This is a genomic window from Amycolatopsis dendrobii, assembly GCF_014145675.1.
GTDB lineage: Bacteria > Actinomycetota > Actinomycetes > Mycobacteriales > Pseudonocardiaceae > Amycolatopsis > Amycolatopsis dendrobii.
In genome coordinates this window covers 93,118-118,016 of record NZ_JACGZW010000019.1, presented here as the reverse complement: position 1 = coordinate 118,016, position 24,899 = coordinate 93,118, and the positions used below count along the sequence as shown (strand labels likewise).

The window sequence follows — 24,899 nt, the reverse complement described above, 5'->3', positions numbered from 1 at the left end:
ATGTCGGTTACCGAGAACAACGTCGCCGAGTCGCTGCGGGAGGGCGCCGTCATTCCGGCGGCCTCCCGCGCGGAGCGGTTCACCTCCTACGACGTCGCGGCCTTCGAGGTCCCCGGCGGTCGTGAGGAAAACTGGCGCTTCACTCCGATGAAGCGCCTGCGCGGCCTGCACGACGGTTCCGCCGTCGCCTCCGGCGAGATCACGCTGGAGACCGAGGCCGCGCCCGAGCTGAAGATCGAGACCGTCGGCCGCGACGACGCGCGCCTCGGCGAGGCGGGCGTGCCGAGCGACCGCATCGCGGCGCAGGCGTACTCGTCCTTCGCCAAGGCCACGATCGTCACCGTGCCGAAGGAGACCGAGGCGTCGAAGCCGTCGGTGCTGCGCGTTCACGGCCCCGGCAAGGGCAAGGTCGCCTACGGCCACCTCCAGGTGCGCGCCGAGGCGTTCGCCAACGCGGTGATCGTGCTCGACCACGTCGGTTCCGGCACCTACGCGGACAACGTCGAGTTCGTCATCGGCGACTCGGCCAAGATCACCGTGGTCAGCGTCCAGGACTGGGCCGACGACGCGGTGCACGTGTCCGAGCAGCACCTGCGGCTCGGCCGCGACGCGACGCTCAAGCACACCGTGGTCACCCTCGGCGGCGACCTGGTGCGCGTGTCGCCCACGGCGACCTTCGCCGACCGCGGCGGCGACGTCGAGATGCTCGGGCTGTACTTCGCCGACGCGGGCCAGCACCAGGAACACCGGCTGTTCGTGGACCACGCGGTGCCCAACTGCAAGTCCAACGTGATGTACAAGGGCGCCTTGCAGGGCGACGGCGCGCACACGGTGTGGATCGGCGACGTGCTGATCCGGGCGGCCGCCGAGGCCACCGACACCTACGAGCTCAACCGCAACCTCGTGCTCACCCCCGGCGCGCGCGCCGACTCGGTGCCGAACCTCGAGATCGAGACCGGCGAGATCGAGGGCGCGGGCCACGCGAGCGCCACGGGAAGGTTCGACGACGAGCAGTTGTTCTACCTCCAGTCGCGCGGGATCGGCGAGGAGGCCGCGCGGCGGCTGGTCGTGCGCGGGTTCTTCCACGAGATCCTGGCCCGCATCGGCGTGCCCGAGGTGCGCGAGCGCCTCGAGGCCGCGATCGAGGCCGAGCTCGAAGCCGTGGGCGCCTGAGCCCGTCGTCCGTCCCCTTCAGACTCTTTTAGGAAAAGCAGAATGGCTACCCTGGAAATCAAGGACCTGCACGCTTCGGTGACCACCGAAGACGGAGCCAAGGAGATCCTCAAGGGCGTCAACCTGACCATCCGGTCCGGCGAGACGCACGCGATCATGGGCCCGAACGGCTCCGGCAAGTCCACCCTGTCCTACGCGATCGCCGGCCACCCGAAGTACACGGTGACCTCCGGCGAGGTGCTGCTGGACGGCGAGAACGTGCTCGAGATGAGCGTCGACGAGCGCGCCCGCGCCGGCCTCTTCCTCGCCATGCAGTACCCGGTCGAGGTGCCCGGCGTCTCGATGTCGAACTTCCTGCGCACCGCGGCCACCTCGGTCCGGGGCGAGGCCCCCAAGCTTCGCCACTGGGTCAAGGAGGTCAAGGAGGAGATGGGCAAGCTCGGCATCTCGAGTGAGTTCGCCGAGCGCTCGGTGAACGAGGGCTTCTCCGGCGGCGAGAAGAAGCGCCACGAGATCCTGCAGCTGGCGCTGCTCAAGCCGAAGTTCGCCATCCTCGACGAGACCGACTCCGGCCTGGACGTCGACGCGCTGCGCGTCGTGTCCGAAGGCGTCAACGAGTACAAGGCGGGCAACGAGGTCGGCGTCATGCTGATCACGCACTACACCCGCATCCTGCGGCACATCACCCCGGACTTCGTGCACGTCTTCGCCGACGGCCGCATCGTCGAGTCCGGCGGCCGCGAACTGGCCGACGAGCTGGAGGAGAACGGCTACGTCAAGTACGTCGGCTCCGCCGAGCCCGCCAAGGCCTGACGTTCCCCGCGCCCCGTTCCCGACGACACCGAGAGAGAGGAGTTGGCTCGATGACCACCACGGCTTCGAACAGCCCGACCAACTCTGTTCCCCTTGACGTGGCGGCACTGCGTGCCGACTTCCCGATCCTGACGCGCACCGTGCGCGACGGGAAACCCTTGGTGTACCTGGACTCCGGAGCGACCTCGCAACGGCCGGTGCAGGTGCTCGACGCGGAACGGCGGTACGTGTTCACGTCGAACTCGGCCGTGCACCGCGGTGCCCACCAGCTGTCCGAAGAGGCCACCGACGCCTACGAATCCGCGCGCGCCAAGACCGCGGAATTCGTCGGCGCGGACCCGGAAGAGCTGGTGTTCACCAAGAACGCGACCGAGGGCATCAACCTCGTGGCGTACGCGATGAGCAACGCCGCCACGGCCGGTCCGGAGTCCGAACGGTTCCGGATCGGCGAAGGCGACGAAATCGTCATCACCGAGATGGAGCACCACGCGAACCTGGTGCCGTGGCAGCAGTTGTGCCAGCGCACCGGGGCGACGCTGAAGTGGTTCAAGGTCACCGCCGAGGGCCGCCTCGATCTGTCCGATCTGGACAGTGTGATCACGCCGCGCACGAAGGTGGTCGCGTTCGCGCACCAGTCCAATGTGCTCGGCACGGTCAACCCGGTGGCCAAGCTCGTGGCCAAGGCGAAGGAGGTCGGCGCGCTGACCGTCCTCGACGCCTGCCAGTCGGTGCCGCACTTCGCGGTCGATTTCCACGCGCTGGACGTCGACTTCGCGGTGTTCTCCGGGCACAAGATGCTGGCTCCGTCCGGGATCGGCGTGCTGTACGGCCGGACCGAACTGCTCGAAGCGATGCCGCCGTTCCTCACCGGCGGCTCGATGATCGAGCTGGTCACGATGGAGCGCACCACGTTCGCCGCGCCGCCGCAGCGGTTCGAGGCGGGGGTGCCGATGACGTCGCAGGCGATCGGTCTCGGCGCGGCGGTGGACTACCTGTCCGCCATCGGGATGGACCGCGTCGCGGCGCACGAGCACGAACTGGCCGCGGCCGCGATCGCGGGCATCAGCGCGATCCCGGGCGTGCGCATCGTCGGGCCGACCGACCTCGAAGACCGGGGCGCGACCGTCGCGTTCGTGATCGACGGCGTGCACCCGCACGACGCCGGCCAGGTGCTCGACAGCCTCGGCATCGCGGTGCGGGTGGGACACCACTGCGCGTGGCCGCTGCACCGGGCCTGTTCGGTGCCCGCGACCGTGCGGGCGAGCTTCTACCTGTACAACACGCTGTCCGAAGTGGACGCTCTGGTCGCCGGGATCCGCGAGGCGCAGAAGTTCTTCGGGGTGGACCAGTGAACCTGGAGAGCATGTACCAGGAGATCATCCTGGACCACTACAAGAACCCGCACGGGCGCGGCCTGCGCGATCCGTTCGACGCGGAGTCGTTCCAGGTCAACCCGACCTGCGGCGACGAGATCACCTTGCGGGTCAAGGTCAGCGACGGCAAAGTCGAGGACGTGTCCTACGACGGGCAGGGCTGCTCGATCAGCCAGGCGTCCGCGTCGGTGCTGACCGACCTGGTCGTCGGGCACACCGTCGACGAGGCGTTCACGACCATGGACGCGTTCGTGGAACTGATGCAGGGCAAGGGCAAGGTCGAACCGGACGAGGACGTACTGGAGGACGGCGTCGCGTTCGCCGGCGTTGCGAAGTACCCGGCGCGCGTGAAGTGCGCCCTGCTCGGCTGGATGGCGTTCAAGGACGCGGTGTCCAGCACCACCACAGGAGCTGAGAAGGCATGAGCGCAGCTTGCAAGCGAATCATGGTTGTTCATGCCGTCGCCTCCCAGGCAATGAGCGTGAAACTCCTTAAGGAGGCGACGGCATGAGCGAAGAGACGGCCACCGACCCGCGCGAGGGGCGCACCGCCGCGGACCTGCCCGAGCAGTCCGCCGCCGTCCCCGCCGACATCGCCAAGATCGAGGACGTCGAGGAAGCGATGCGCGACGTCGTCGACCCGGAACTCGGCATCAACGTCGTGGACCTCGGCCTGGTCTACGACATCCGGGTCGAGACCGACAACACCGCGACGATCGACATGACGCTCACGTCCGCGGCCTGCCCGCTCACCGACGTGATCGAAGACCAGACGTCGGCGGCGCTGACGTCCGGCGGCCTCGTGAACGACTTCCGGATCAACTGGGTCTGGATGCCGCCGTGGGGCCCGGAAAAGATCACCGACGACGGCCGCGAGCAGTTGCGGGCGCTCGGTTTCACGGTCTGAGGCTTTTCGAAGGCCGCTCCCGGTATCGCCGGGGGCGGCCTTCGGCGTATCCCGGATTGGTGCGTTCGGGCGCATGCGGGCGGAACGCCGGTTTCTGTCGGTCCCGGGTGCTATGACTGGTCGATGACCGAACCTGATTCCGCATCCGTGTCCTCTCCCGGGGACAGACCCGGGCGCGGCCTGGCCGTCGCGGCGGTGTCCGTGGCCGCGGTGAGTTTCGCGCTCGGGGTGGCGACCTGGCTCGCCTGGCTCCTCGTGCGCCCGAGGCTGCTCATGGGCGGCATCTACCCGATCGTGGCCGAGGTGTTCGTCCTGGTGCTGGGCGCGCTGTGGTTCCTGGCGGTGCTGGCCTCGGTGCTGGCAGTGGTCTTCGGCCTGCTCGCGGGAGCGCGGCGCTACGGCGCCGATCTCGCCAGGCTGGGCGCACTGCTGGGCGGGCTGGCGTTCGTGGTGGCGCTGGCCGGGACTGTCGCGTTCACGTCGAATCCCGGGTTCACGACCGGACAGTTCGATGTCCGGCCTACGCATGCGACGCTAGGGCGGTGAAGTCTGTATAACGCCCTATACGGCGGCGCGGAGCCGTGCGAATCCATTGTGGACGGAATGGCCCGATCCGCCTGGGCGATGCCTGGCTGGGCAGGGAGAGCTGTCGATCCTCGTGCGGTGATGGATGGTTTCTCGGCCCCGCTGTCAGGTTTCCGCGTGGCTCGCGACCGGGGGCGCACGCCGCCCCGGCGACGGCGTCCGCGGCCGTGAGATTGCCGAGTGCGCCAGAGGGGACCTAGGCGGGCGCTCTCCGGCGCAGGCTGATGCCCTGCGAGCCTGCCAGGTAACGACTGTCCGAATCCATCCGATGATCGCTTCGTGACAGAAGGCTTCCCTGCCGCTCCGCCTCCGGCCGGGCGTGCGCCGCGCCGGTTTTCCTGGGTGCTCGCTGCTTTCGTCGTGGTCGCGCTCGCGGGCTCGGTCGTGGCGGTGACCGGGCTCCTCAAGGTGTTCAGTTACCGGTCGCTGACCGTGACGGGCGGGTCGATGGCGAATACCGTCGTGTCGGGCGAGCGGGTCGTCTTCGGACTGCGCGAGGGCCAGGAGATCCACCGCGGCGACCTTGTCGTGTTCGACGCGAGCGCGTTCGGCGACGGACGGCGCGGGACGTTCCTGCAGCGCGTGATCGCGGTCGGCGGCGACGAGGTCGAATGCTGCGACCTGGAGCGCCGGATCAAGGTGAACCGCAAGTCGATCGACGAGCCTTACGTGGCCGGCGAGCAGACGCCCTTCTACGCGAAAGTGCCGCCGGGCGCGGTTTTCCTGGCGGGGGACCGGCGGGACATCGCGGACGACTCCCGGTGGCGGGTCAACGAACCCGGCGGCGGAGCGGTGTCGTTGTCCGCGGTGCACGGCGTCGTCTCGGCGACCGGGAATCTGTTCTGGGTCAGGCAGATCCCGGCGACGACCGCGTTCACCGCCGCCGGGTTTCCCGGGACGACGGAGCCGGATTCCGGACCGGTCACCGGCCGGATCACCGCCGGAGCCGGGGCGGGGCTGTTCCTCATCGGGTTCGCCGGTCTGCTCGGGACCGTCGTCCGGAGCGCCGGAAGACGACGAAAAGCAGCCGCAGTCCCGCCAGCGCGCTGATCATCAGCAGGTTGTAGCCGAACACGTGGTTCAGGGTCAGCCCGGGCACCACCTGCGGACCGCTGGAACTGCCCAGCAGCAGCACGGCCATGAGCCCGGTCGCGATGCCGACCAGCGCCAGCAGCACCTCGTGCACCAGGCCGGTCACCAGGTCGCGGTCGCGTTCGTCGGAGAACAGCCGCATGTTCACCGACAAGCGGCCTTCCTCCAGTGCCGCGCCGATCCGGTCGACCCGGCGGGGGAGGCGGCGCAGGACCGGAAGCAGCGCGGTGAATTCGTCGGTGACGGTGCGGCGCAGGGTTTCCGGGCGCAGGCCGATGCGTTCGGTGGCGAACGCGCGGGATTCGGCGACCAGGTCGAAGTTCGGCGCGAGCGTCGCGAGCGTGCCTTCCATGGTCGCCAACGCGCGGAACACCGCGGCGATCGGCGGCGGGACGGCCAGGCGGAAGTCGGCGACGACGCGGAACAGGCCGGTGAACAGGTCGAGACCGGGCGTGCGGCCGGGGCCGAAGTGCCGGGCCAGCAGGGCGCCGAGCGCGCGTTCCAGGCGTTGTTCGTCGAGGTCGTCGGGGCGGTTGACGATTTCCAGCAACCCGTCGCGCACGCCGGCGGGGTCGCCGCGGTCGATGGCTGGCAGCAGGGCTTGCAGGCCGGCGCGCAGGCCGGTGTCGAGGCGGCCCACGGAGCCGAAGTCGAGCAGGCCGAGGGTGCCGTCTTCGAGCAGCAGAACGTTGCCCGGGTGCGGATCCGCGTGGAACACGCCGCCCAGCAGCACCTGGTCGAGCAGGCCGCGCAGGAAGGTGCGGGCGAGTTCCTCGCGGGAGCATGCGGAACCGGCGGAAAGCGGTTTGCCGTCCAGCCGGCGCATCACCAGGACACGTTCCGTGGACAGTACTTTGTGGACAGCCGGAAGGGTGACGCCGGGGACCGGATGCGCGGCGATCGCCTCGATGTTCGCGGCTTCGGTGCGGAAATCGAGTTCGTCCTCAAGGGATTCGGCGAAGCCGTCGGCCAGTTCCCGCACGCCGAGCGAACGTGCCCAGCCGGCGCGTACGTACAGCACGTCGGCGAGGCGGCGGACGATGTCGATGTCGCGTTCCACTTGCTCGCGGATCCCGGGCCGCTGCACCTTCACGACCACCTCGGCGCCGGACCGCAGCCGGGCCCCGTAAACCTGCGCGATCGACGCTGCGGCAAGGGGTTCGTCGTCGATGTGGGCGAAGGCAGTCACGTCGATTTCCTCTCGCAGCAACGCGCGCACCTCGTCTTCGGGTGCGGGCGGGACCTGATCGTGCAGCTTGCTGAGTTCGCGGATGTACACCGGCGGCAGGAGATCGGCGCGCGTCGAAAGCAGTTGGCCGAGCTTCACGAACGTCACGCCCGCTTCTTCAAGCGCCAGTCGTAGCGATCGAGCGAGTTTCGCCGAGCCGTCGGGGCCCGCGGTGCGCCGGCCGGTGAGGAACGAGCCGAGACCGTGGCGGATCGCGATGCGCATGATGCGCGAGTAGCGACGGGCGCGGGCGGCGCGGGAGCGCAGCGACCGCATCCGGGCGAACAGGCCCGGCCCGCCGGACGGAACCGCGAGTTCGGCGACGAAAAGGACCAGCAGGGTCACCGCGAGCGCGCTGCCCGCCAGCGGGATCAGCAGTCCGATCGCGACCCCGGCGTTGGACAGCACGGCGATCGGGAACAACCGGATGACGGTGCCCGCGACGAGCCAGCCCGCGAGCGCGGCACCGAGCGCCCGGACGAGACCGACGCGCACTCCGAGCACCTTGCGGGCCGCGGCGACGAGCGGCCACAGCACGACGACGTAGGCCAGCAGGCCGAGCAGCAGCGTTTGCATGCCGACGAGCACACCAGCCCCGCGGTGCCCGCGGATCCAGCCGGGGCGGGACGGGCCTCCCTCTCGCGGGGGAGCGTCCTACTTTCGGACGTAGTCGCCCGCGGCGGTGAACTTCTAACGTCATCCAGCGGATAAAGGGTTGCTTGCTTTCCCGATGACGTACGGAGGACACGATGCACGCACGAGGGTTCCGGCGGATCGCCGCACTGGCCGCGGCGACCGCCGCTCCGCTGGGCTTCGGCCTGGCGACCGCACCCGCCGCGTCCGCCGCCGCGGCGACCACCGTCTACTACAGCTCGGCGGGCGCGCCGGACTACGTCGCCCAGATCGACCAGGGCGCGGCCAACTGGAACGCCGCGGTCAGCGACGTGCGGCTGGTCAAGGACGAGGGCAAGGCCACGGTGAAGATCCACGAGGTCAACAGCGGCGGGTCGTACACGCAGACCGACGGGCACGGCAACGGAGACGTCTACCTGGACACGAGCCAGGTCGCCGAGGGCTACGACCCGACCCGCATCGCCGCGCACGAACTCGGCCACAACCTCGGGCTGCCGGACCACTACGAGGGGCCGTGCACGGAGCTGATGTCGGGCCACGGGCCGGGCACCTCGTGCACCAACGCCAAGCCGGACGCGCAGGAATCGGCGAAGGTGCAGCAGTTGTGGGCCAACGGGTTCCGGATCGACGGCACGCGGGTCACCAAGACTGTCTACTGAGTGCCTCGTGAGTGGCGATCACGGTTCTAACCGTGATCGCCACTCACGACCTCCTACTCCGCCTGCAGCAGGAAGAACAAGAAGCTCGGGCTGACGCACAGCATCCGGTAGTCCTCCGGGAACAGCTTTTCCGCCTCCGGCACCGGTTTCGGCTCGCTGATCGTCGAGATCCGGAACCCGGCCTCGGCGAACGCGTCGGTCATCGCGTGCAGCGGGCGGTTCCAGAAGCTCATCGGCGTCGTCCGGCCGCCGACCTCCCAGTCCTCGGTCCATTCGTAAGTCGCCGAGTAGTCCGTCTGCTGCCCGGCCTGACGTTGCAGCAGGTGGATCGCGTACGGATGGTCGACCACCACGATCAGCCGTCCGCCGGGCCGGAGGACACGGTGGAATTCGGTGAGCGTCGGGCCCCAGTCCTTCAGGTAGTGCAGCACGAGCGAGGCGATGACGTCATCGAAAGCGTTGTCGGCGTAGGGGAGTGGCCCGGCGACGTCGGCGACGCGCAGGTCCACGTCCGGGCCTAGCCGCTGGCGGGCGATCTCGAGCATGCCGCTGCTCAGGTCGAAGCCGGATACCTCGGCGCCGCGTTCGCGCAGTGCGACGGTCAGCGGTCCGGCGCCGCAGCCCGCGTCGAGAATCCGCCGTCCGGCCACGTCTCCGGCCAGCGCCAGCACGGCGGGCCGCTCGTAGTAGGCGTTCTGGATCTCCGTGTCCGACATGGCGGTGTAGGTCTCGGCCAGCAGGTCGTAATCGTTGATCACGGTGCTCTCTTCCGAAGGCATGCGATCCAGGCTGCCAGAAAACCGCCGCCAGGGTCCCGCCCTGGAGGGAGGCGTCCGCCGGGACCGCCTGTCAGGATTGGCGGGTGCGTTTCCTTCGTCCGCTGGTCAGCGGGGTCACCTATCGCCGATGGGTGTACCTGATCCTCGGCGCCGCGCTCAGCGTGCCGTACCTGCTGCTCGCGATGATCGCGATGCCGTCGCTGATGCCGTTCGCGACGACGATGGGATGGGCGAGCGTCGCCGGATTCGTCGTGATGCTCGTCGTGCTGGCCGCGACCGCGTTCCTGCCGGCGGTGCGGGTGCTGGAGGCGGCGGCGGTGCGGGAACTGCTCGCCCAGCCCGCGCCGGGACGCGGACGGCTGCGGTGCGCGACGATGTTCGTGCTGCACGTCGTGGCCGGTTTGTTCACCGGGCTCGCGACGCTCGCCCTGCCCGCCGGATTCGGGTTCGCGATCAACGCGGTCTTCACCGGTCGGCTTGTCGACACTCCGGATTTCCATCTGACGGTTCCGCGCGGCTGGGCTTCGGCGTGGCTGCCCGCGGCGTTCGTGGCGGCTTTCGTCGTGCTGATCTACTTCGTGTGGGCCCTCGGCGGAGTGCTGCGCCGCGCGGCGGCCCGGTTGCTCGGCTGGTCCGCCGCCGAACGCATCGCACAGCTCGAACGCCGCACCGACCAGCTCGCCGAACGCACCCGGCTCGCGCGCGAACTGCACGATTCCGTCGGGCACGCGCTTTCGGTGGTCACGCTGCAAGCCGGGGCCGCACGGCGGACGCTGCACACCGACCCCGGCTTCACCGAGGAAGCGCTCACCGCGATCGAGGAATCGGCTCGCACCGCGCTCGACGACCTCGACCACGTGCTCGGCCTGCTCCGCGACGAAGCACGCGACCGGACGCCGCACGCGGGTCTCGCCAACCTGCCCGCGCTGATCACCGTGACGCAGCAGTCCGGGACGGAGTGCCGCGTCGAGGTGCAAGGCGATGTCGGCGCGGTGCCGGCGGTGGTTTCCCGCGAGGTGTACCGGATTTTGCAGGAATGCCTCACGAACGCGGTGCGGTACGCGGGCAAGGTGCCGGTCACCGTCGCGCTGGCGGTCGCGGACGGGCAGTTGCGGGCCGCGGTCGCGAACCCGCTCGGTTCGGCCCGTCCGTCGCGCGTCCGCGGCGGACGCGGTCTGCGGGGCATGGCGGAGCGGGCGGAGCTGGTGGGTGGCAAGCTGTCCGCGGGACCGGTGGGCGAGAACTGGGAGGTCGTGGTGACGGTGCCGTGGGGGAACCGGTGAGCGTGCGAGTCCTGCTGGTGGACGACGAACGGCTGATCCGGGCGGGGCTGCGGGCGATCGTGGACAGCGAACCGGATCTGACCGTGGTCGGCGAGGCGTCCGACGGCTCGGAGGTGCCGGGTCTCGTCGGCCGGCTGCGGCCGGACGTCGTGCTGATGGACGTGCGGATGCCCGCGGTGGACGGGATCCGCGCGACCGGGCATCTTCTGTCCACTGTGGAGGATCCGCCGAAGGTGATCGTGGTGACCACCTTCGAAAACGACGACTACGTGTACGACGCGCTGCTCGCCGGCGCGAGCGGATTCCTGCTGAAACGCGCGCGTCCGGAGGAGATCGTCGCCGGGATCCGCACGGTGCTGGCGGGGGATTCGCTGCTGTTCCCGGCCGCGATCCGGGGCATGGCCGCCCGCCGCGCGCCGGGTGCCGCCGCGCCGCTGGACTTCCTGACCGAACGGGAACGAGACGTACTGCGGCTGATGGCGGCGGGACTGTCCAACGGGGAGATCGCGGCGGAGCTGTTCCTGGGGCTGCAGACGGTGAAAACGCACGTCGGGAACGTGCTGTCGAAGCTCGGTGCGCGGGACCGGACGCAGGCGGTGATCCGGGCTTACGAGTCGGGCTTCGTCAGGCCGACCGGCTGATGGCGACGTCCCTGCCGATGCCGCGCAGGACCTCGACGCGGTCGCTGCCGGGGCGGCTGAGGACCCAGCTGGAGCCGGGAACGGCCTTGGCGCGTTTCTTGAGCGGCGCGAGCAGCCGGGAAGCGTCCCGATAGGACGGAATCGTGCCGCTGCCGCACACGAGCGTCGCCAGGGAAACCGTGACCGGCATGCCCTCGGCGGACCAGTGCGTGTCCAGCAAAGCCGCGGCGACGGTGCCGATCTCGTCCACGTCGCACACGATCAGGAAGTCGTCGCCGCCGACGTGGCTCACGCGCATCCGCGGCAGCCGCCGGGAAAGGTCGGTGAGGGTTTCGCCCAAGGCGCGGATCAGATCGTCTCCCGCCGCGAAACCGGCGTTGTCGTTGACCGACTTGAACGCGTCGACGTCCAGCCACGCCGCCACGAACTGCTCGCCGCTCGCGATCCGGCGTTCGACGTCGCGCGCCGCCGCTTCGCTGCCCGGCAGCCGGGTGAGCGGGCTGAGCGTGACCGCCTCCTCGACCTTCGCCTCGGCGACCCCGCGCACGACCTCGGTCACCAGCACGACGCCGAGACAGCGCCCGGACGCGTCGACCACCACGACGTCGTCGCCGGTGCGGCCCCAGTCGGCGTCGGTGACCAGTTCGAGGAATTCCAGTGCGCTCGCGCCGGCCTCGATCAGGTGCGGTTTGTCCGCCAGCCGCGCGGCGGACCGCTTCGCGTGCAGGGCGTGTCCGTACGGACCGGTGATGGTGACGAGGAATCGCGTCCGGTCGACTGACCATTGTGGACGGTTGTCCGCGTCGACGCCGACCACGCCGCTCGGCGCGTCCGCGGCGGCGAGGACCTCGCGGACGTCGTCGCAGGTGGCGTCGACCGGCAAGGTGGTGGCCGGGCGCAGGAAATCGCCGACGCGCGGGGCCTGCGGCGGCGCGGGCGTGCGCCGGTCCTCCGGGATGACCGCGCCGGAGGCGGGCGCGGACCGGTGCGCGGCGGGCGGTGCGAGCAGATTGCCCTGCGCGATCCGGACGCCGAGGCTCTGCGCCGCGTCCAGCTGCGACTCGGTCTCGATCCCGGTCGCGACCAGCCGGATGTTCGTGCGCGTCGTGTAGTGCAGCAGCGCCTCGACCACCGCCGTCGCCGCCGGGTCGCCGGGAAGGCCGCGCAGCACGCTGCGGTCGAGTTTCACCAGGTCCACCGGGGACTGCGCGAGCAGCGCCAGCGGCAGGTCGCCGCGGCCGAGCCCGTCGAGCGCGAGCCGGAAGCCCTGTTCGGTGAGCGCGCGCATGCCGTCGAGCAGGCGGCCGGTGGGCAGGTGCGTGAACGGCGGCCCGACCTCCAGCACCACGTCGCGGGTGCGCCGTCCGGCCGCGCCGAGTTCGGCGATCAGTTCGTCGAACGCCTCCAGCGGCGACGCGAGCGTGCGCGCGGAGACGTTGAGGTGCAGCGGAAGCGCGCTGGGCCGCTCGGCCTCCTGGCGTACCGCCGCGGCGGCCAGCCCGAGGTCGACCTCGGTGAGCCTGCCCTCGCGGCGGGCCTCGGCGAGCAGTTCGTGCGCCGTGCCCCGGCCCGGCCGGGCCAGCGCTTCGTACGCGACGACCCCGCCGGTGTGCAAGCTGTACATCGGCTGGAAGGCGAATCGGACCGCACGCAGCGTCGTCACGGACGCGATACTCGCACCGCCGGAGGGGGCTGCGAAACCGTTGTCAGCTGATGTTCACCAGCGCGGCACTTTGGCCACCGGAACGGAGTAACAAAATGCTTTTCGCGTTCGCTCGATCGGGCAAGGCAAAATTCCCGGCACGGGCTCAGCCCAGCAGCAGGCGGCGGAGGCGGGCCGGGGCGGCGCGGAACAGGTTTGCCATGGTCGAGGCGGTGCCGGGCAGGTCGGTGCGGCCCGAGGTGAACGCGCGCTGCGCCGGGATCGGAAGGTCGAAGAACAGGTCGAAAAATTGCGCTGACTGAGCGGGTGACATTCCGCACAATGCACGGAGTCCGTAGCGGCGCAAGGCATGCACAGCACGGGCTTCGGGCGGCCACAATGCCTTCCGGGCAGCGCTGGCCGCGGCCGCCGGACCTGCGTCGAACGCGTCCGCGAGAGCCTGCGCGACGCGAGGCGCGAGCTGCAGCGCGGTCGCGAGGCTGTAGCCGGTCGCCGGGTGGACGAGCGCGCCCGCAACCCCGAACGGCACCGCCTGGCCGCGCTTCGGCAGCGGGACGTCGAGCACGATCCGCACCTGTTCGACCCGGCCTGCGGGACGGATTCCCGCCGCTTTGAGCCGCGCGTGCAGCCGCTGGGCCAGTTCGGCCACTGGGAGCCCGGGTTTGCGCGCGAGCGACGTCTCTTCGACCAGTACGGAGCCGTCGCCGAGGGGCAGTGCATACCGGAAGCTGTCGGTGCCGTCGCGCCAGTCCATGAAGACAGCTGTGTCGGGCGGGGCGAGCCGCTCAGCTTGGTCCGCGGGCAGCACGAGCCCGTACGCGGTCTGCTCGGCGCGTGGAGCCCGCAGCTTGGGTGCTCCGGACGCGTCGACGAACACTGCGGCGGCGAGGCGTCGACCGTCGGCGAGCAGGACCGTCGAACCGTGCGGACCGTGTTCCGCGCCGGTCACCTTGCCGGTGACGACCTGGACGCTCGGCTCGGTGAGCCACTCGCGCAGCCCGGCGTTGTCGATTACCCGATACGTCCGGTCGACGCGGTGCTCGCGGGTTCCGAACGCCAGCGTCGCCGCCGGAGCCGCGGCGATCGCTTCGCCCGGCAGCTCAGGCGCCTCGTCCGCCCACATTCCGTAAGTATTCGGCCACTTTCGGTGTGGATCCGGGTCGAGCACGGCCGTTTCCAGGCCTCGCCGGGCGCACGCGGCCGCCAGCGCCCGTCCGGCCGGGCCGCCGCCCGCCACCAGCACGTCGGTCATCCCGCAATCCTGCCGGACGGCCGGATACGGTGGGACACATGGACGAGACCGATCCGAGGGCAGCGCGGCGGGACCCGGCGAACGGGGCGGGCGGGTTCACCGACCTGGCGACCAGCCCGTTCCGCGTCGACCGCGACCGGATCACCGCGTCGCCGTTCTTCGCGCGGCTCGGCGGGGTCACCCAGGTGGTCAGCGCGGGCGGCGCCGGGCTGCTGCACAACCGGCTGACGCACAGCCTGAAGGTCGCGCAGGTCGCGCGCGGGATCGCGGAGCGGATCACCGGATCGAGCGAGTCGGCCGAACTGGCCGCGAAACTCGGCGGCTGCGACCCGGACGCGTGCGAGGCGGCCGCCCTGGCGCACGACCTCGGGCACCCTCCGTTCGGGCATCTCGGCGAGCAGACCCTGGACCGGATCGCACGGCACCGGTTCGGCCTGGCCGACGGTTTCGAGGGCAACGCGCAGTCGTTCCGCATCCTCACGACGACGGACGTGCGCGGCCCGTCCGCCATCGGGCTGGACCTGACGACCGCGGTTCGCGCCGCGGTCCTGAAATACCCGTGGGCGCGGCTGCATTACCCGCAGCCGCATCCGACCGCGATGCCCCTGCCGCCCCGCGGCGCCGCCGAGCCGGACGACGCTCCAGGCACCGGTGCGAGCAAGTTTTCCGCGTATGTCACGGAATTGGACGACTTCGAGCAGTCGCGGGCCCCGTTCGCCGGGCGGATCGAGCCGTGGCAGCAGACGGTCGAAGCGTCCGTTATGGACACTGCCGACGACATCGCGTACGCGATCCACGATCTGCAGGATTTCCACCGCATCGGCGTCCTGCAGCACGCCCCCGTCGCCGCCGAACTGGGGGAGTGGCTGGCGCACGCCGTCGATCTGGCCTCTTTGGACGATGCCCGGCTGACCGCGGAAATCCGCCGCCCAGGCCGTTCCCTGGAGCGGATGCGCCGCCGCATGCACCTGAAGGACAGCTGGATCGTGGACGACGACGCCTTCGCCGCCGCCGTCGCCCGAGTCCAACGAGAACTGGTCGACGGCCTGCTCGCGGACGGCTTCGACGGTTCGACCGAGGCCGAACAAGCGACGGCGGCGTTCTCGGCGAACTGGATGGCGCGATTGGTGGACGGGGTTTTCGTCCTGTCGTCGCCGCCGACCCGGTCCGGGCACGTCTCGCTGCGTCCCGCGCAGTGGCACGAGGTGCAGGTCCTGAAGTTCGTCCACCGGCGGTTCGTGCTCCTGCGCCCCGATCTCGCCCTGCACCAGCGCGGCCAGGCCAGCCTGGTCACGACGTTGGTCGACGCGCTGGACGCATGGCTCCTCGACCGCGACGAGGCTTCCCGCTTGCCGCGCCGGCTGCACGACCTGATGGAACTGGCGCACGGCGAATACTCGGACCTCGCGCGGACCGCGCCGGAGCTGCTGGTGGGCGCGACAGGCGAGCGGATCGAGGGCGCGGACGCGGTGCGCGGGCTGGCCCGGGGCCGGGCGGTCGTGGACTTCGTGGCTTCGCTGACGGACAAGCAAGCGGTGACGTTGCTGGACGCTTTGTCGGGCCGGTCGAGCCAGCCCTGGTCGGATTCCTTCGTGCTCTAAATCGGTTGCGGGACGGGTGCCTGGTCAGCACGGTAGGCAGATGCCTGTGACGATCCGGGAAGCCGGCGCGGACGATTGGCCGGGGATCTGGCCGATCGTCCGGGACGTGGTGACCGAGCAGCGGACGTTCCCCTACGACCCGGCCATGAGCGAATCCGAAGCACGTCGGCAGTGGCTGGTTCCCGCCCCCGCGCGGGTCGTCGTCGCTGCCGAAGGAGACCGGGTACTGGGCACGGCGAACATGTACGCCAACCGGCCGGGTCCGGGCAGCCATGTCGCTTCGGGAAGCTTGATGGTGTCCCGGGACGCACGCGGTTCCGGCGTCGGGAGGGCCTTGGTGCTGGACCTGATCGCTTGGGCCCGGCGGGCTGGTTTCGCGGCGATTCAGTTCAATGCGGTGGTCGAGACCAATGTCCATGCGATCCGGCTGTACGAGAGTTTGGGGTTCGTGACGCTGGGGGTCGCGCCGGGGGCTTTCCGGCATCCGGTCGAGGGGCGGGTCGGGTTGCGCATCATGTGGCTGGAACTGTGACTCGGTTCGCGGAGGTTTTCACTCTCGGCGCGAGGCTGCCGGGGCAGGTTTTCCGGGAGCCCCGCGGGGACTCGCTGTTCTGCGAGTACGACGTGGTGCTGGCACCGGAAATCTGGCCCGCGCTTCGCGAGATGGCCCGCTGGCACGGCGACGACCGGGTCGACCTTCTGGTGCTCGAACCCGGCGCGCGTCAGACGGTTTCGGCGCCCGTCGGCTCGGAGGGTTACTGGTCGGCGATCGGACACGAATCGGACGACGAGTTCCTGGACTCGATCGCTGTGACAGCTGATGTCATCGCGGTGACGGGGCCGTCCGGGCAGTGGGGCTGCTGGGGAGAACGCGGTCCCGAGGTGGCGGTGTTCCAAGGCTTCCCGGACGCCGCGGCCCGCGAGGAATGGCGCGAGCGGTTCGGCCCGTTCCTGGACGCGGCGGAAGCGGTGGAGTCGTATGTGTGGATGGCATTCGGCGGACGGCGGCCGGTTCCGGATGAATACGCGGCTGCGTTGGTGGCCGACTACGGGATCGGGTGAACGGTTTGCTCCGGCGGGGGAGATCTCAGGTGCCGATGTATCGGGTCGTCTCCGCGGAGAGCCGTCCGGGTTTCGCGCTCCCCTTCGAGCCACTGCACGGATTCTTTGCCGACGAGGAGACCGCCGGAAAGGTGACCTTCGCAGGCATCATCGGCGCAGCCGACGCACGACCGGTGACTGTGGACGATGCGGAGCTCGAGGTGCTCGATGATTCCGGCGACGCGATCGGCAGGTATTGGTTAGGCCGGTTCGAACTGAAGCCGAAGAACATCTCCCCGGCGCCGGGCGGGTCAGCGAGTCTCGAAGTTCCGTCGTGCGGCGGCGAGCCTTGTCCCCACGAGCAAGCGATCTGGTCGCGTTGGCGCCGCGGCTCGATCCTGCTCGGCGAGTGGACGCGACATCCCGCGACCCAGCACGGCAACTGGCTGCACGTCGTGCAAAACGCGTGGTTCACCTCGGGGAAGCACGCGATGCGCTGCGACACAGGCGATATCGTCATCGACGGACAGCACTGGTCCTCGAAGGACTCGTTCTATTGCGCCATCGGCGAAGCGGCGAATGGCCCAGGCGGTTGCTTCGGCAGCAACTTGGCCGCGCTCCACGACTGCGTCCGAAGCGGATCGAAGGCAGCTCAGCGCTATTCAGTGATCTGGAACGCCGTGGAGACTTCCCGCCGAGCCCTCGGAGATGCCTTCGTGACCGCGGTCACGGAAATCTTCGGCCAGTACAACGTCGAACCGCGCTGACCGGCGACTCCGGCTCCCGGCCGTGCGCGCGAAAGACGGCAAGCTCCGCCGAACGGCCTACGACGTCCGGCTGGCAACGGATATTGCCTGACCAACGTCACCCCAACGGCCGTTTTTCCCGGACAGAAGTGGTACTTAGCTGGATCCAGCCGGTGATCACCGGCGTTGGCCAGCGTGAGTCGGGGCACGCGGTGTGAGATCGGAGGACGCACGTGCGTCGTACCCGTTCACCTGGAGCCTCGACAACAACCGCGAGAAGACGGACGGGCGTGGTCGCCGCGGCGGTGCTTGCCGCCGGGCTGGCGACACCGCCCCTAGCGGAAGCGCAGGAGTCCACTGTGGACTCCACGGCGAACAGTCAGATCGCCGCTTTGCAGGCGGTGAAAGCAGGACAGACCGCGACTGAGTCCAAAATAGACAGCAAGCTGCTCGTCCAGGAGAAGATGCGCACGCGGAGCCTGAGCGCGGCCGCGTTGCCGGGAATCGCCAGGATCGCGGACAAAGCACTCGTCGACATCCGGGTCACGAAGGTCAGCGACGGGCTCGTCAACGACCTGCGCAAGGCCGGAGCCGAGGTGCGTGCGATGTCGAGCACGGCGGCGAGCATCCGGGCCGAGGTGCCGTTGACCGCATTGCCGGAGATCGCGAAACGCGGCGACGTGAAGCACGTCGAAACCGCGGATCAGGCGATGACGGCGCGGCAGCGGGAAAACAAAGAAGGCTCGGAAACCAAGCAGCAGAAGGCCGACCGGATCGACCGGCAGCTCAAGGAAGCGATCGGAACCAAAACGCAGGTGGTCAGCGCGGGCGACCGGGCGCACAACGCGGACACCGCGCGCCAGCAGTTCGGCGTGACCGGCACCGGCGTGAAGGCGTGCGCGCTGTCCGACGGCGTCGATTCCCTGGAGGTTTCCCGGACCAAGGGCGAGCTTCCGGCGGTCGATGTCCTGACCGGACAAGCGGGCAGCGGCGACGAGGGCACCGCGATGCTGGAGATCATCCACGACCTCGCCCCGAACGCGAAGCTCGGTTTCGCCACCGCGTTCACCTCCGACGCGAGTTTCGCCGACAACATCCGCAAGCTCCGTTTCGAAGCGCATTGCGACGTCATCGTCGACGACGTCATCTACTTCAAGGAATCCCCGTTCCAGGACTGGATCATCGCGCAAGCGGTGAACGACGTGACGGCCGACGGCGCGCTCTACTTCTCCTCCGCGGGCAACGAGGGCAACGTCGCCGACGGCACCGCCGCGCATTGGGAAGGCGACTTCGCCGATTCGGGAATCTCGATCGGCAAGTACGCCGGCACCGCGCACAACTTCGCGGGCGCGGCCGGAAAGCAGGCGTTCGAGCCGATTTCGGACGCGTCGTCGGCGAACATCCCGGTGACGCTGCACTGGTCCGACCCGATCGGCGCGGCCGCGGACGACTACGACCTCTACCTCCTCGACGCGCGCGGCAACGTCGTGAGCTTCAGCCAGGACGTCCAGAACGGCACTCAGGACCCGTACGAGCAGCTGGCCACCCCGTTCTTCGGCGGCACCGGGCTGCGGCTCGCCGTGGTGAAGTTCTCCGGGGCGAGCCGGTACCTCTCGCTGACCGCGTTCGGCAGCCGGTTCCGCGATTCCGCGGACGGGCTCAAGGCGTACTCCACGCCCGGCGCGGTCGTGGGCCACGCCGCGGCGCGCAAGGCGTTCGCGGTCGCCGCGGCTCCGGCCGAGGCGGCGTTCGGCCGTCCGCTCGAACCGGGCGACCCGGCGAACCCGACCGGACCGTATCCGGCGGCGTATTCGGCGACCAGCAAGGCGGAACGGTTCAGTTCGGACGGTCCTCGGCGGGTGTTCTACGAAGCCAACGGAACGCCGATCACGCCGGGCGACGTGTCGTCGACCGGGGGAGAGGTCCGGCAGAAGCCGGAAATCACCGCGGCGGACGGCGTGCACACCTCGGTGAGCGGATTCGACCCGTTCTTCGGCACTTCGGCGGCCGCGCCGCACGCGGCCGCGATCGCGAGCCTGGTGCTGTCCGGCAATCCCGGACTGTCCTCTTCGGACATTCGCGAGGCGTTCCTCAAGACCGCGGTGGACATCGAAGCTCCCGGCACGGACAACCTCACCGGGGCCGGAGTGTTGCTGGCGGACAAGGTGCTCGCGTACACCGGTGCCAGCCCGCAGCCGTACGCGGAAGCGGGACAGCCGACGGTCCGCGGACCCAACGGCGGCAGCACGCTCAACCCTGGTGACACCGCGACGGTCACGCTGCCGGTGAAGAACACCGGCGACGGCACGGCGGTGTCCACGAGCGTCGTGCTCACCTCGCCGACTCCGGGCGTCGCGATCGAGCCGCGGGCGAAGTCGTACGGCACGATCAGCCCGGGACAGACCGGAATCAACGACTTCACCGTCACGGTCCCGGCCGGCCAGCAGCTCGGCTCGCCGGTGGTGCTCAACGCGAAGGTGACTTTCGCGGGCTCGTTCTCGCCGCGCACCAGCACGTTCTCGCTGCCGGTCGGCACGCCGTCGCCGGTTTCGCAGGCGTTCGCCTACGCCGGTCCGGCGGTCGCGATCCCGGACAACTCGCCGCTCGGCGCGTCGGTTCCGCTCGTGGTGAGCGGCGTCGGTCCCGCGTCGAAGGTGTCGCTTTCGATCGACGGCACCGCCTGCACCACCGCGGAGAAAGCGACCACGGTCGGCATCGACCACACCTATGTCAACGACCTGGTCGGCACGCTGACCGCGCCGTCCGGCGCGACGGCGACGCTGTTCCAGAAGGGCGGCGGCAGCGGCAACAACCTCTGTCAGGTGGTGTTCGACGATTCCGCGGCCAAGCTGTTCAGCACGACCGGATCCGCGGACGCGCCGTACACCGGCACCTACCGGCCGGTCACGCCGCAGAGCCAGCCAGGCGCTTCGGCGGACGGCACCTGGACGTTCAAGGTCGTCGACACCACGGGCGGCGACACCGGTTCGATCCGCAGCGTTTCGCTGCACGTCAACGGGTACGCGACGGCCGGGCGTCCGGCGGATGTGCACAAGACGGTGACCGCGGGGCCGGTGCGGCCTCAGCTGGCCTGAGCGGTGCGGGACCGTCGCGCTGCGCGGCGGTCCCGTACCGTTTCCCCATGGCACGGCAGGTCGCAGGCGGCGGACGGGCGGTGGAAGTCCCGCCCGAACGGCTCGACGGCTGGTTCGCCCGCTTCGCCGAACGCAACGGCGGCGTGCGCGCCACGGTTCTCTCCGCGACGCAAGTGCGTGTCACCGCCGGGAACGGCACCACAGCCACCGCGACTGTCCCATTTGGACCGTTGAAGGAGCAAGGCGAGTACCCCGGACTGGCCGTCGGGCCATTGCTCCACCACGTGCGAACGCCGCGGCTGATCGCACTGCTGCTGGTCCGAAAGGGCGGGCACTCGCTCGGCCTCGCCTACGACGGCCGCGTGGTCCTCTCCCGAACCGACCGCCATCACGTGCAGGGCCGGACCGCGGCGGGCGGCTGGTCGCAGCAACGCTTCGCGCGCCGCCGCGAAGGCCAAACCCGAGCCGCGCTCCAGTCAGCCGCCCAAGACGCGTACGAGGTTCTGCTGCCCCGGCTGTCCGAAGTGGACGCTGTAGTGCTCGGCGGAGACCGTCGTGCGCTGGACGAACTGCGCTCCGACCGGCGGCTCGCCGAGCTGTTCGACCGGGCCGAGCCGCGAGTGCTGGACCTCCCCGAACCCCGCCACGAGGTGCTGGCCGACGCGGCACAGCGAGCGCGTGTCGTGGAGCTGGTGGTGAGGGATCGAACAGCGGGGCGCGAGTGAATCCGGACACGGCCGCGAAAACCGTTCGACGCCGACCCGTACACTGGGTTCGTGGTCAACAGGGCATTGGTGCGGATCCAGAGAGAGTAGCCGCCCGCCCCGCATCGCACGCGGTGCCGGGGCGCTCCAGCACGTCCACCTGACCGCCCCCGTATCCGGGAGTTCTCTTGATCACGGCCACTGGCCTTGAGCTGCGCGCCGGTTCGCGCATCCTGCTCAACGGCGCCACCCTCCGCATCCAGTCCGGCGACCGCATCGGCCTCGTCGGCCGCAACGGCGCGGGCAAGACCACCTCGCTGAAAGTCCTCGCGGGCGAGGGCGAACCGCACGCGGGCGACGTCCGGCGCAGCGGCGAACTCGGCTATCTGCCGCAGGACCCGCGCGAGGGCGACCTGTCGGTCACCGCGAAGGACCGCGTGCTGTCCGCGCGCGGTCTCGACACCCTGCTGCGCGACATGGAAAAGGCGCAGACCTCGATGTCCGAGCTGGTCGACGACAAGCAGCGGGACAAGGCGATCAACCGTTACGCGCGGCTCGAAGAGCGGTTCTCCTCGCTCGGCGGGTACGCCGCGGAGAGCGAGGCGGCGCGGATCTGCTCGAACCTCGGGCTCGCCGACCGCATCCTGTCCCAGACGCTCAGCACGCTGTCCGGCGGTCAGCGCCGCCGCGTCGAGCTGGCGCGCATCCTGTTCGCCGCCGCCGAGGCGGGAGCGGGCGGCAAGTCCGAGACGATCCTGCTGCTGGACGAGCCGACCAACCACCTCGACGCCGACTCGATCAACTGGCTGCGCGGCTTCCTCAAGCAGCACGACGGCGGGCTCGTGGTGATCAGCCACGACGTCGAACTGCTCGGCGACGTCGTGAACAAGGTGTGGTTCCTCGACGCCACGCGCGGCGAGATCGACATCTACAACATGAGCTGGCAGCGCTATCTCGACGCGCGCGCCACCGACGAGAAGCGCCGCCGCCGCGAGCGCGCGAACGCCGAGAAGAAGGCGTCCGCGCTGCAGGCGCAGGCCGCCAAACTCGGCGCGAAGGCGACCAAGGCCGTCGCGGCCAAGAACATGGCCCGGCGCGCGGAGCAGATGCTCTCCTCGCTCGACGAGACGCGCCAGGCGGACAAGGTCGCCCGGATCAAGTTCCCGGAGCCCGCCTCGTGCGGGCGCACGCCGCTGACCGCGGACGGATTGTCCAAGTCGTACGGTTCGCTCGAGATCTTCACCGGCGTCGATCTGGCGATCGACCGCGGCTCGAAGGTCGTGGTGCTCGGATTGAACGGCGCCGGAAAGACGACATTGCTCCGGCTGCTCGGCGGAATGGAAACGCCGGACACCGGATCCGTCGAACCGGGTCACGGATTGCGTTTGGGCTATTACGCACAGGAACACGAAACTCTCGACCACGAAGCGTCGGTGTGGGAAAACATCCGCCATCTCGCGCCGGACACCGGCGCGCAGGAGCTGCGGAACCTGCTCGGCTCGTTCCTGTTCACCGGCGAACAGCTCGACCAGCCCGCCGGAACCCTGTCCGGCGGCGAGAAGACCCGGCTCGCACTCGCTGGACTCGTGTCCAGCCAAGCCAATGTGCTGCTGCTGGACGAACCGACGAACAACCTGGACCCGGCCAGCCGCGCCCAGGTTCTCGACGCGCTGCGCAGCTTCGCCGGCGCGGTCGTGCTGGTGACGCACGACCCGGGCGCGGTCGAGGCGCTCGAACCCGAGCGCGTGATCCTGCTTCCGGACGGAACCGAGGACCACTGGTCCGCGGATTATCTTGAACTTGTCCAGCTTGCCTGACCGAGTGCGTCCGTTCGGGTGCTTACCGTGTCGGGCAAAGCACTGGAATGGCCCAATGTGATCGCGGTTTCGATCGTTTTAGCGCTGTCGTCTGGCAATCCGGCGCGTAGTGTTCGATCATTGCCCCGGCAGGGGCCGCGAATGGCCCGGAACAACCACTCGGCGGGAAGGCGATCGACGTGGCTGATCTCAAGAAAGGCGCGCGGATCACCGGCAACACGCGCGACAAGCTGGCCGCTGACCTGAAGAAGAAATACGAGAAGGGCTCGAGCATCCGGGCGCTGGCCGAATCCACCGGACGGTCCTACGGGTTCGTCCACCGGGTGCTGTCGGAGTCCGGGGTCCAGCTGCGGGGGCGCGGCGGGGCCACGCGAGTCAAGAAGAAGTAGCGTCAGCGCGGCCGCTGCGCGGGGGGCGCACGGTCGAAGCGGTCGTCCGGAAGGTCAGCGCGGCGCCGAGGAGTACCAGCGGGTACACGAGGTAGCCGTACCGGGTGGCCGGAGTAAGCAGGATCAACGCGCCGAGTCCGACGGCGGTTCGCGTCAGTGCAGCGGATCCCGTCGCGGGGGGCCGGCGCGCCAGCCAGATCAGCATCGCCACTGCCGCAACACCCACCAGCACCAGGGAAATCACGGTGCCGGCCGGTCCGGTCTGTGCGATCAGATGCCCGGGCAGCGGGCTCGCCGCGGGGGAGCGGACCGCGCCCATGCCGAGCGGGAAGCGGATCACGTGCTCGGTGAACGCCGCCGGGTTCGCCAGATACACCGGCAGATGCAGCGCGATCGTCGTCGCGGCCAGCGCGCCCGCGAAGCGACCCGTTGCCGCCCAAGGATTTTCGCCGCGCGCACGCCGGTAAACGAATACCGCGAGCACCGCGGCGGCAGGCGCGACGATGAGTTTCGCGCTGATCACCAGCGCCAGCACGAACCCGGTCCATCCGGGACGCCCCGATGCGGCGAGCGCGAAGGTCAGCACGAGCAGGCCGACGATCGCGAGGTCCGGACCGGCCACCGCCCAGGTCAGCGCGGTCAGTGGACACGCGATCGCGAGCTGTGCGGCGAAAACCGGGATCCGGGGCCGGTTCAGCAGCCGCCAGGACGCGTACGCGCAGATCACCGCGGCCAGCGCGAACATCCAGCGCGCGTCGGTCAGTGCATTGAGGACTGGAGTGCCGCCGAACAACGCGCGCGGCAGCCCGAAAACGGTCATCACCGGGCCGTACGGCGTGTAATCGTTCACTTCCGGTGCGCGGTGGAGCGCGGTGATGTCGATGTACGGGGTTCCGTGCCGCAGCAACAGATCCGCACTGCGTTCGATCACCCACACCTCGGGCTGCGCGGCCCAGGAGAACGGAGTGATCAGCCAGTCCGTTCCGGTCAGCCGCCGGATCACGAGCATCAGCAGCGGCGCGCACATCGCGAGCACGATCACCGCGCCGATACCGATCCAGCGCGACCCGAATTTGCCGTTAGTTTGCATTCCGCGGCGCGCGGAAATCGTCAGCCAGGCACTGTGCGCGGCGGCCAATCCGTATCCGGCGACGGCGAAATCGCCCCAGATCCGGTAGCCGTAGAACTCCGAAGCGAGCGCGGTGCCGAGCGCGAAGGCGAAGCAGCCGAGATAAAAGACGAGATCCCAGCCGGCGACGCGCACGGGATGGGCTTCCTCGGCGCGCGCAGGGGCCATCAGCAGTTGCACCCGCGTTTCCTCCCCGGCTCGCCGACCCCGAAACGCCAGGCTACCGAGCCGGGCCGCGCCGGATCCCACCGCCCGTGGCCCGTGCGGGCCCAAGGTCCGTGATGGGCTGCTCCAGGA

23 protein-coding genes and 1 pseudogene are annotated in these 24,899 nt (G+C 69.8%); 19 read left to right on the top strand and 5 right to left on the bottom strand.

Annotated features, from left to right (window positions below):
- The 7 genes from sufD to lepB all read left to right on the top strand — a co-directional run bounded on the left by sufD (nt 1) and on the right by lepB (nt 5,900).
- Nucleotides 1-1,173: a Fe-S cluster assembly protein SufD gene (gene sufD / locus H4281_RS40350; protein WP_182896111.1), complete on the top strand. Its 1,173-nt coding sequence runs from the start codon at nt 1-3 to the stop codon at nt 1,171-1,173.
- 42 nt (nt 1,174-1,215) lie between these two features.
- Complete coding sequence (sufC, locus tag H4281_RS40345) at nt 1,216-1,986, top strand: Fe-S cluster assembly ATPase SufC (RefSeq protein ID WP_182896110.1); 771 nt, start codon at nt 1,216-1,218, stop codon at nt 1,984-1,986.
- Nucleotides 1,987-2,036: 50 nt separating this feature from the next.
- The gene (locus tag H4281_RS40340; protein WP_182896109.1) at nt 2,037-3,338 is read left to right on the top strand and encodes a cysteine desulfurase; all 1,302 of its coding nucleotides are present in this window, start codon (nt 2,037-2,039) and stop codon (nt 3,336-3,338) included.
- Nucleotides 3,335-3,784, top strand: coding sequence for a Fe-S cluster assembly sulfur transfer protein SufU (sufU, locus tag H4281_RS40335; RefSeq protein WP_037814681.1), 450 nt, complete (start codon nt 3,335-3,337; stop codon nt 3,782-3,784). Before H4281_RS40340 ends, sufU begins: the two co-directional genes overlap by 4 nt.
- 82 nt (nt 3,785-3,866) lie before the next feature.
- A complete protein-coding gene (locus H4281_RS40330) occupies nt 3,867-4,265 on the top strand; it encodes a metal-sulfur cluster assembly factor (protein WP_037814682.1) in 399 nt (132 codons plus the stop codon).
- A gap of 123 nt (nt 4,266-4,388) precedes the next feature.
- Nucleotides 4,389-4,811 carry a hypothetical protein gene (locus H4281_RS40325; RefSeq protein WP_182896108.1) on the top strand — a complete coding sequence of 141 codons (423 nt, stop codon included), beginning with the start codon at nt 4,389-4,391 and terminating at the stop codon, nt 4,809-4,811.
- A 318-nt stretch (nt 4,812-5,129) separates the two neighbouring features.
- On the top strand, nt 5,130-5,900 hold the full coding sequence (gene lepB, locus H4281_RS40320) for a signal peptidase I (protein WP_182896107.1): 771 nt from the start codon (nt 5,130-5,132) through the stop codon (nt 5,898-5,900).
- Here the strand turns inward: lepB and H4281_RS40315 are convergent.
- On the bottom strand, nt 5,815-7,746 hold the full coding sequence (locus H4281_RS40315) for an ABC1 kinase family protein (protein WP_182896106.1): 1,932 nt from the start codon (nt 7,744-7,746) through the stop codon (nt 5,815-5,817). The two genes, lepB and H4281_RS40315, sit on opposite strands and share 86 nt — an antisense overlap.
- A gap of 173 nt (nt 7,747-7,919) precedes the next feature.
- Between H4281_RS40315 and H4281_RS40310 the strand changes: the two genes are divergently transcribed.
- A complete protein-coding gene (locus H4281_RS40310) occupies nt 7,920-8,462 on the top strand; it encodes a snapalysin family zinc-dependent metalloprotease (RefSeq protein ID WP_182896105.1) in 543 nt (180 codons plus the stop codon).
- Nucleotides 8,463-8,515: 53 nt separating this feature from the next.
- Here the strand turns inward: H4281_RS40310 and H4281_RS40305 are convergent, their stop codons facing one another.
- On the bottom strand, nt 8,516-9,241 hold the full coding sequence (locus tag H4281_RS40305) for a class I SAM-dependent methyltransferase (RefSeq protein WP_182896104.1): 726 nt from the start codon (nt 9,239-9,241) through the stop codon (nt 8,516-8,518).
- 83 nt (nt 9,242-9,324) lie between these two features.
- On the opposite strand from H4281_RS40305, the gene H4281_RS40300 reads away from it, so the two are divergent.
- Both H4281_RS40300 and H4281_RS40295 read left to right on the top strand, forming a co-directional pair.
- Nucleotides 9,325-10,524, top strand: coding sequence for a sensor histidine kinase (locus H4281_RS40300; RefSeq protein ID WP_182896103.1), 1,200 nt, complete (start codon nt 9,325-9,327; stop codon nt 10,522-10,524).
- Nucleotides 10,521-11,165, top strand: coding sequence for a response regulator transcription factor (locus H4281_RS40295; RefSeq protein ID WP_182896102.1), 645 nt, complete (start codon nt 10,521-10,523; stop codon nt 11,163-11,165). The genes H4281_RS40300 and H4281_RS40295 overlap by 4 nt, the downstream gene beginning before the upstream one ends.
- Here the strand turns inward: H4281_RS40295 and H4281_RS40290 are convergent.
- Together H4281_RS40290 and H4281_RS40285 are read right to left on the bottom strand one after the other, a co-directional pair.
- On the bottom strand, nt 11,149-12,828 hold the full coding sequence (locus tag H4281_RS40290) for a GGDEF domain-containing protein (protein ID WP_182896101.1): 1,680 nt from the start codon (nt 12,826-12,828) through the stop codon (nt 11,149-11,151). The two genes, H4281_RS40295 and H4281_RS40290, sit on opposite strands and share 17 nt — an antisense overlap.
- A 145-nt stretch (nt 12,829-12,973) precedes the next feature.
- Complete coding sequence (locus H4281_RS40285; protein ID WP_182896100.1) at nt 12,974-14,080, bottom strand: lycopene cyclase family protein; 1,107 nt, start codon at nt 14,078-14,080, stop codon at nt 12,974-12,976.
- Nucleotides 14,081-14,118: 38 nt separating this feature from the next.
- Between H4281_RS40285 and H4281_RS40280 the strand changes: the two genes are divergently transcribed.
- The 9 genes and pseudogenes from H4281_RS40280 (at nt 14,119) to H4281_RS40245 (ending at nt 23,473) form a co-directional block, all read left to right on the top strand.
- Nucleotides 14,119-15,681 carry a deoxyguanosinetriphosphate triphosphohydrolase family protein gene (locus H4281_RS40280; protein ID WP_182896099.1) on the top strand — a complete coding sequence of 521 codons (1,563 nt, stop codon included), beginning with the start codon at nt 14,119-14,121 and terminating at the stop codon, nt 15,679-15,681.
- Between the two features lie 40 nt (nt 15,682-15,721).
- Nucleotides 15,722-16,213, top strand: a complete 492-nt coding sequence (locus H4281_RS40275; RefSeq protein WP_220508564.1) for a GNAT family N-acetyltransferase — start codon at nt 15,722-15,724, stop codon at nt 16,211-16,213.
- On the top strand, nt 16,210-16,743 hold the full coding sequence (locus tag H4281_RS40270) for a hypothetical protein (protein ID WP_220508563.1): 534 nt from the start codon (nt 16,210-16,212) through the stop codon (nt 16,741-16,743). Before H4281_RS40275 ends, H4281_RS40270 begins: the two co-directional genes overlap by 4 nt.
- Nucleotides 16,744-16,778: 35 nt before the next feature.
- A complete protein-coding gene (locus H4281_RS40265) occupies nt 16,779-17,489 on the top strand; it encodes a barstar family protein (protein ID WP_246412667.1) in 711 nt (236 codons plus the stop codon).
- A gap of 269 nt (nt 17,490-17,758) precedes the next feature.
- Nucleotides 17,759-20,563: a S8 family serine peptidase gene (locus H4281_RS40260; protein WP_182896096.1), complete on the top strand. Its 2,805-nt coding sequence runs from the start codon at nt 17,759-17,761 to the stop codon at nt 20,561-20,563.
- Nucleotides 20,564-20,610: 47 nt separating this feature from the next.
- Nucleotides 20,611-21,288, top strand: coding sequence for an acVLRF1 family peptidyl-tRNA hydrolase (locus H4281_RS40255; protein WP_182896095.1), 678 nt, complete (start codon nt 20,611-20,613; stop codon nt 21,286-21,288).
- A gap of 158 nt (nt 21,289-21,446) precedes the next feature.
- Nucleotides 21,447-22,034, top strand: a pseudogene (locus H4281_RS46870) (ATP-binding cassette domain-containing protein); the annotation flags it as partial.
- A 75-nt stretch (nt 22,035-22,109) separates the two neighbouring features.
- On the top strand, nt 22,110-23,084 hold the full coding sequence (locus tag H4281_RS46865) for an ABC-F family ATP-binding cassette domain-containing protein (RefSeq protein ID WP_370940503.1): 975 nt from the start codon (nt 22,110-22,112) through the stop codon (nt 23,082-23,084).
- Nucleotides 23,085-23,263: 179 nt separating this feature from the next.
- Complete coding sequence (locus H4281_RS40245; RefSeq protein ID WP_003071237.1) at nt 23,264-23,473, top strand: helix-turn-helix domain-containing protein; 210 nt, start codon at nt 23,264-23,266, stop codon at nt 23,471-23,473.
- On the opposite strand, the gene H4281_RS40240 is transcribed toward H4281_RS40245, so the two are convergent.
- On the bottom strand, nt 23,460-24,770 hold the full coding sequence (locus H4281_RS40240; RefSeq protein ID WP_182896155.1) for a glycosyltransferase 87 family protein: 1,311 nt from the start codon (nt 24,768-24,770) through the stop codon (nt 23,460-23,462). The genes H4281_RS40245 and H4281_RS40240 overlap by 14 nt on opposite strands.
- Between the last annotated feature and the right edge of the window lie 129 nt (nt 24,771-24,899).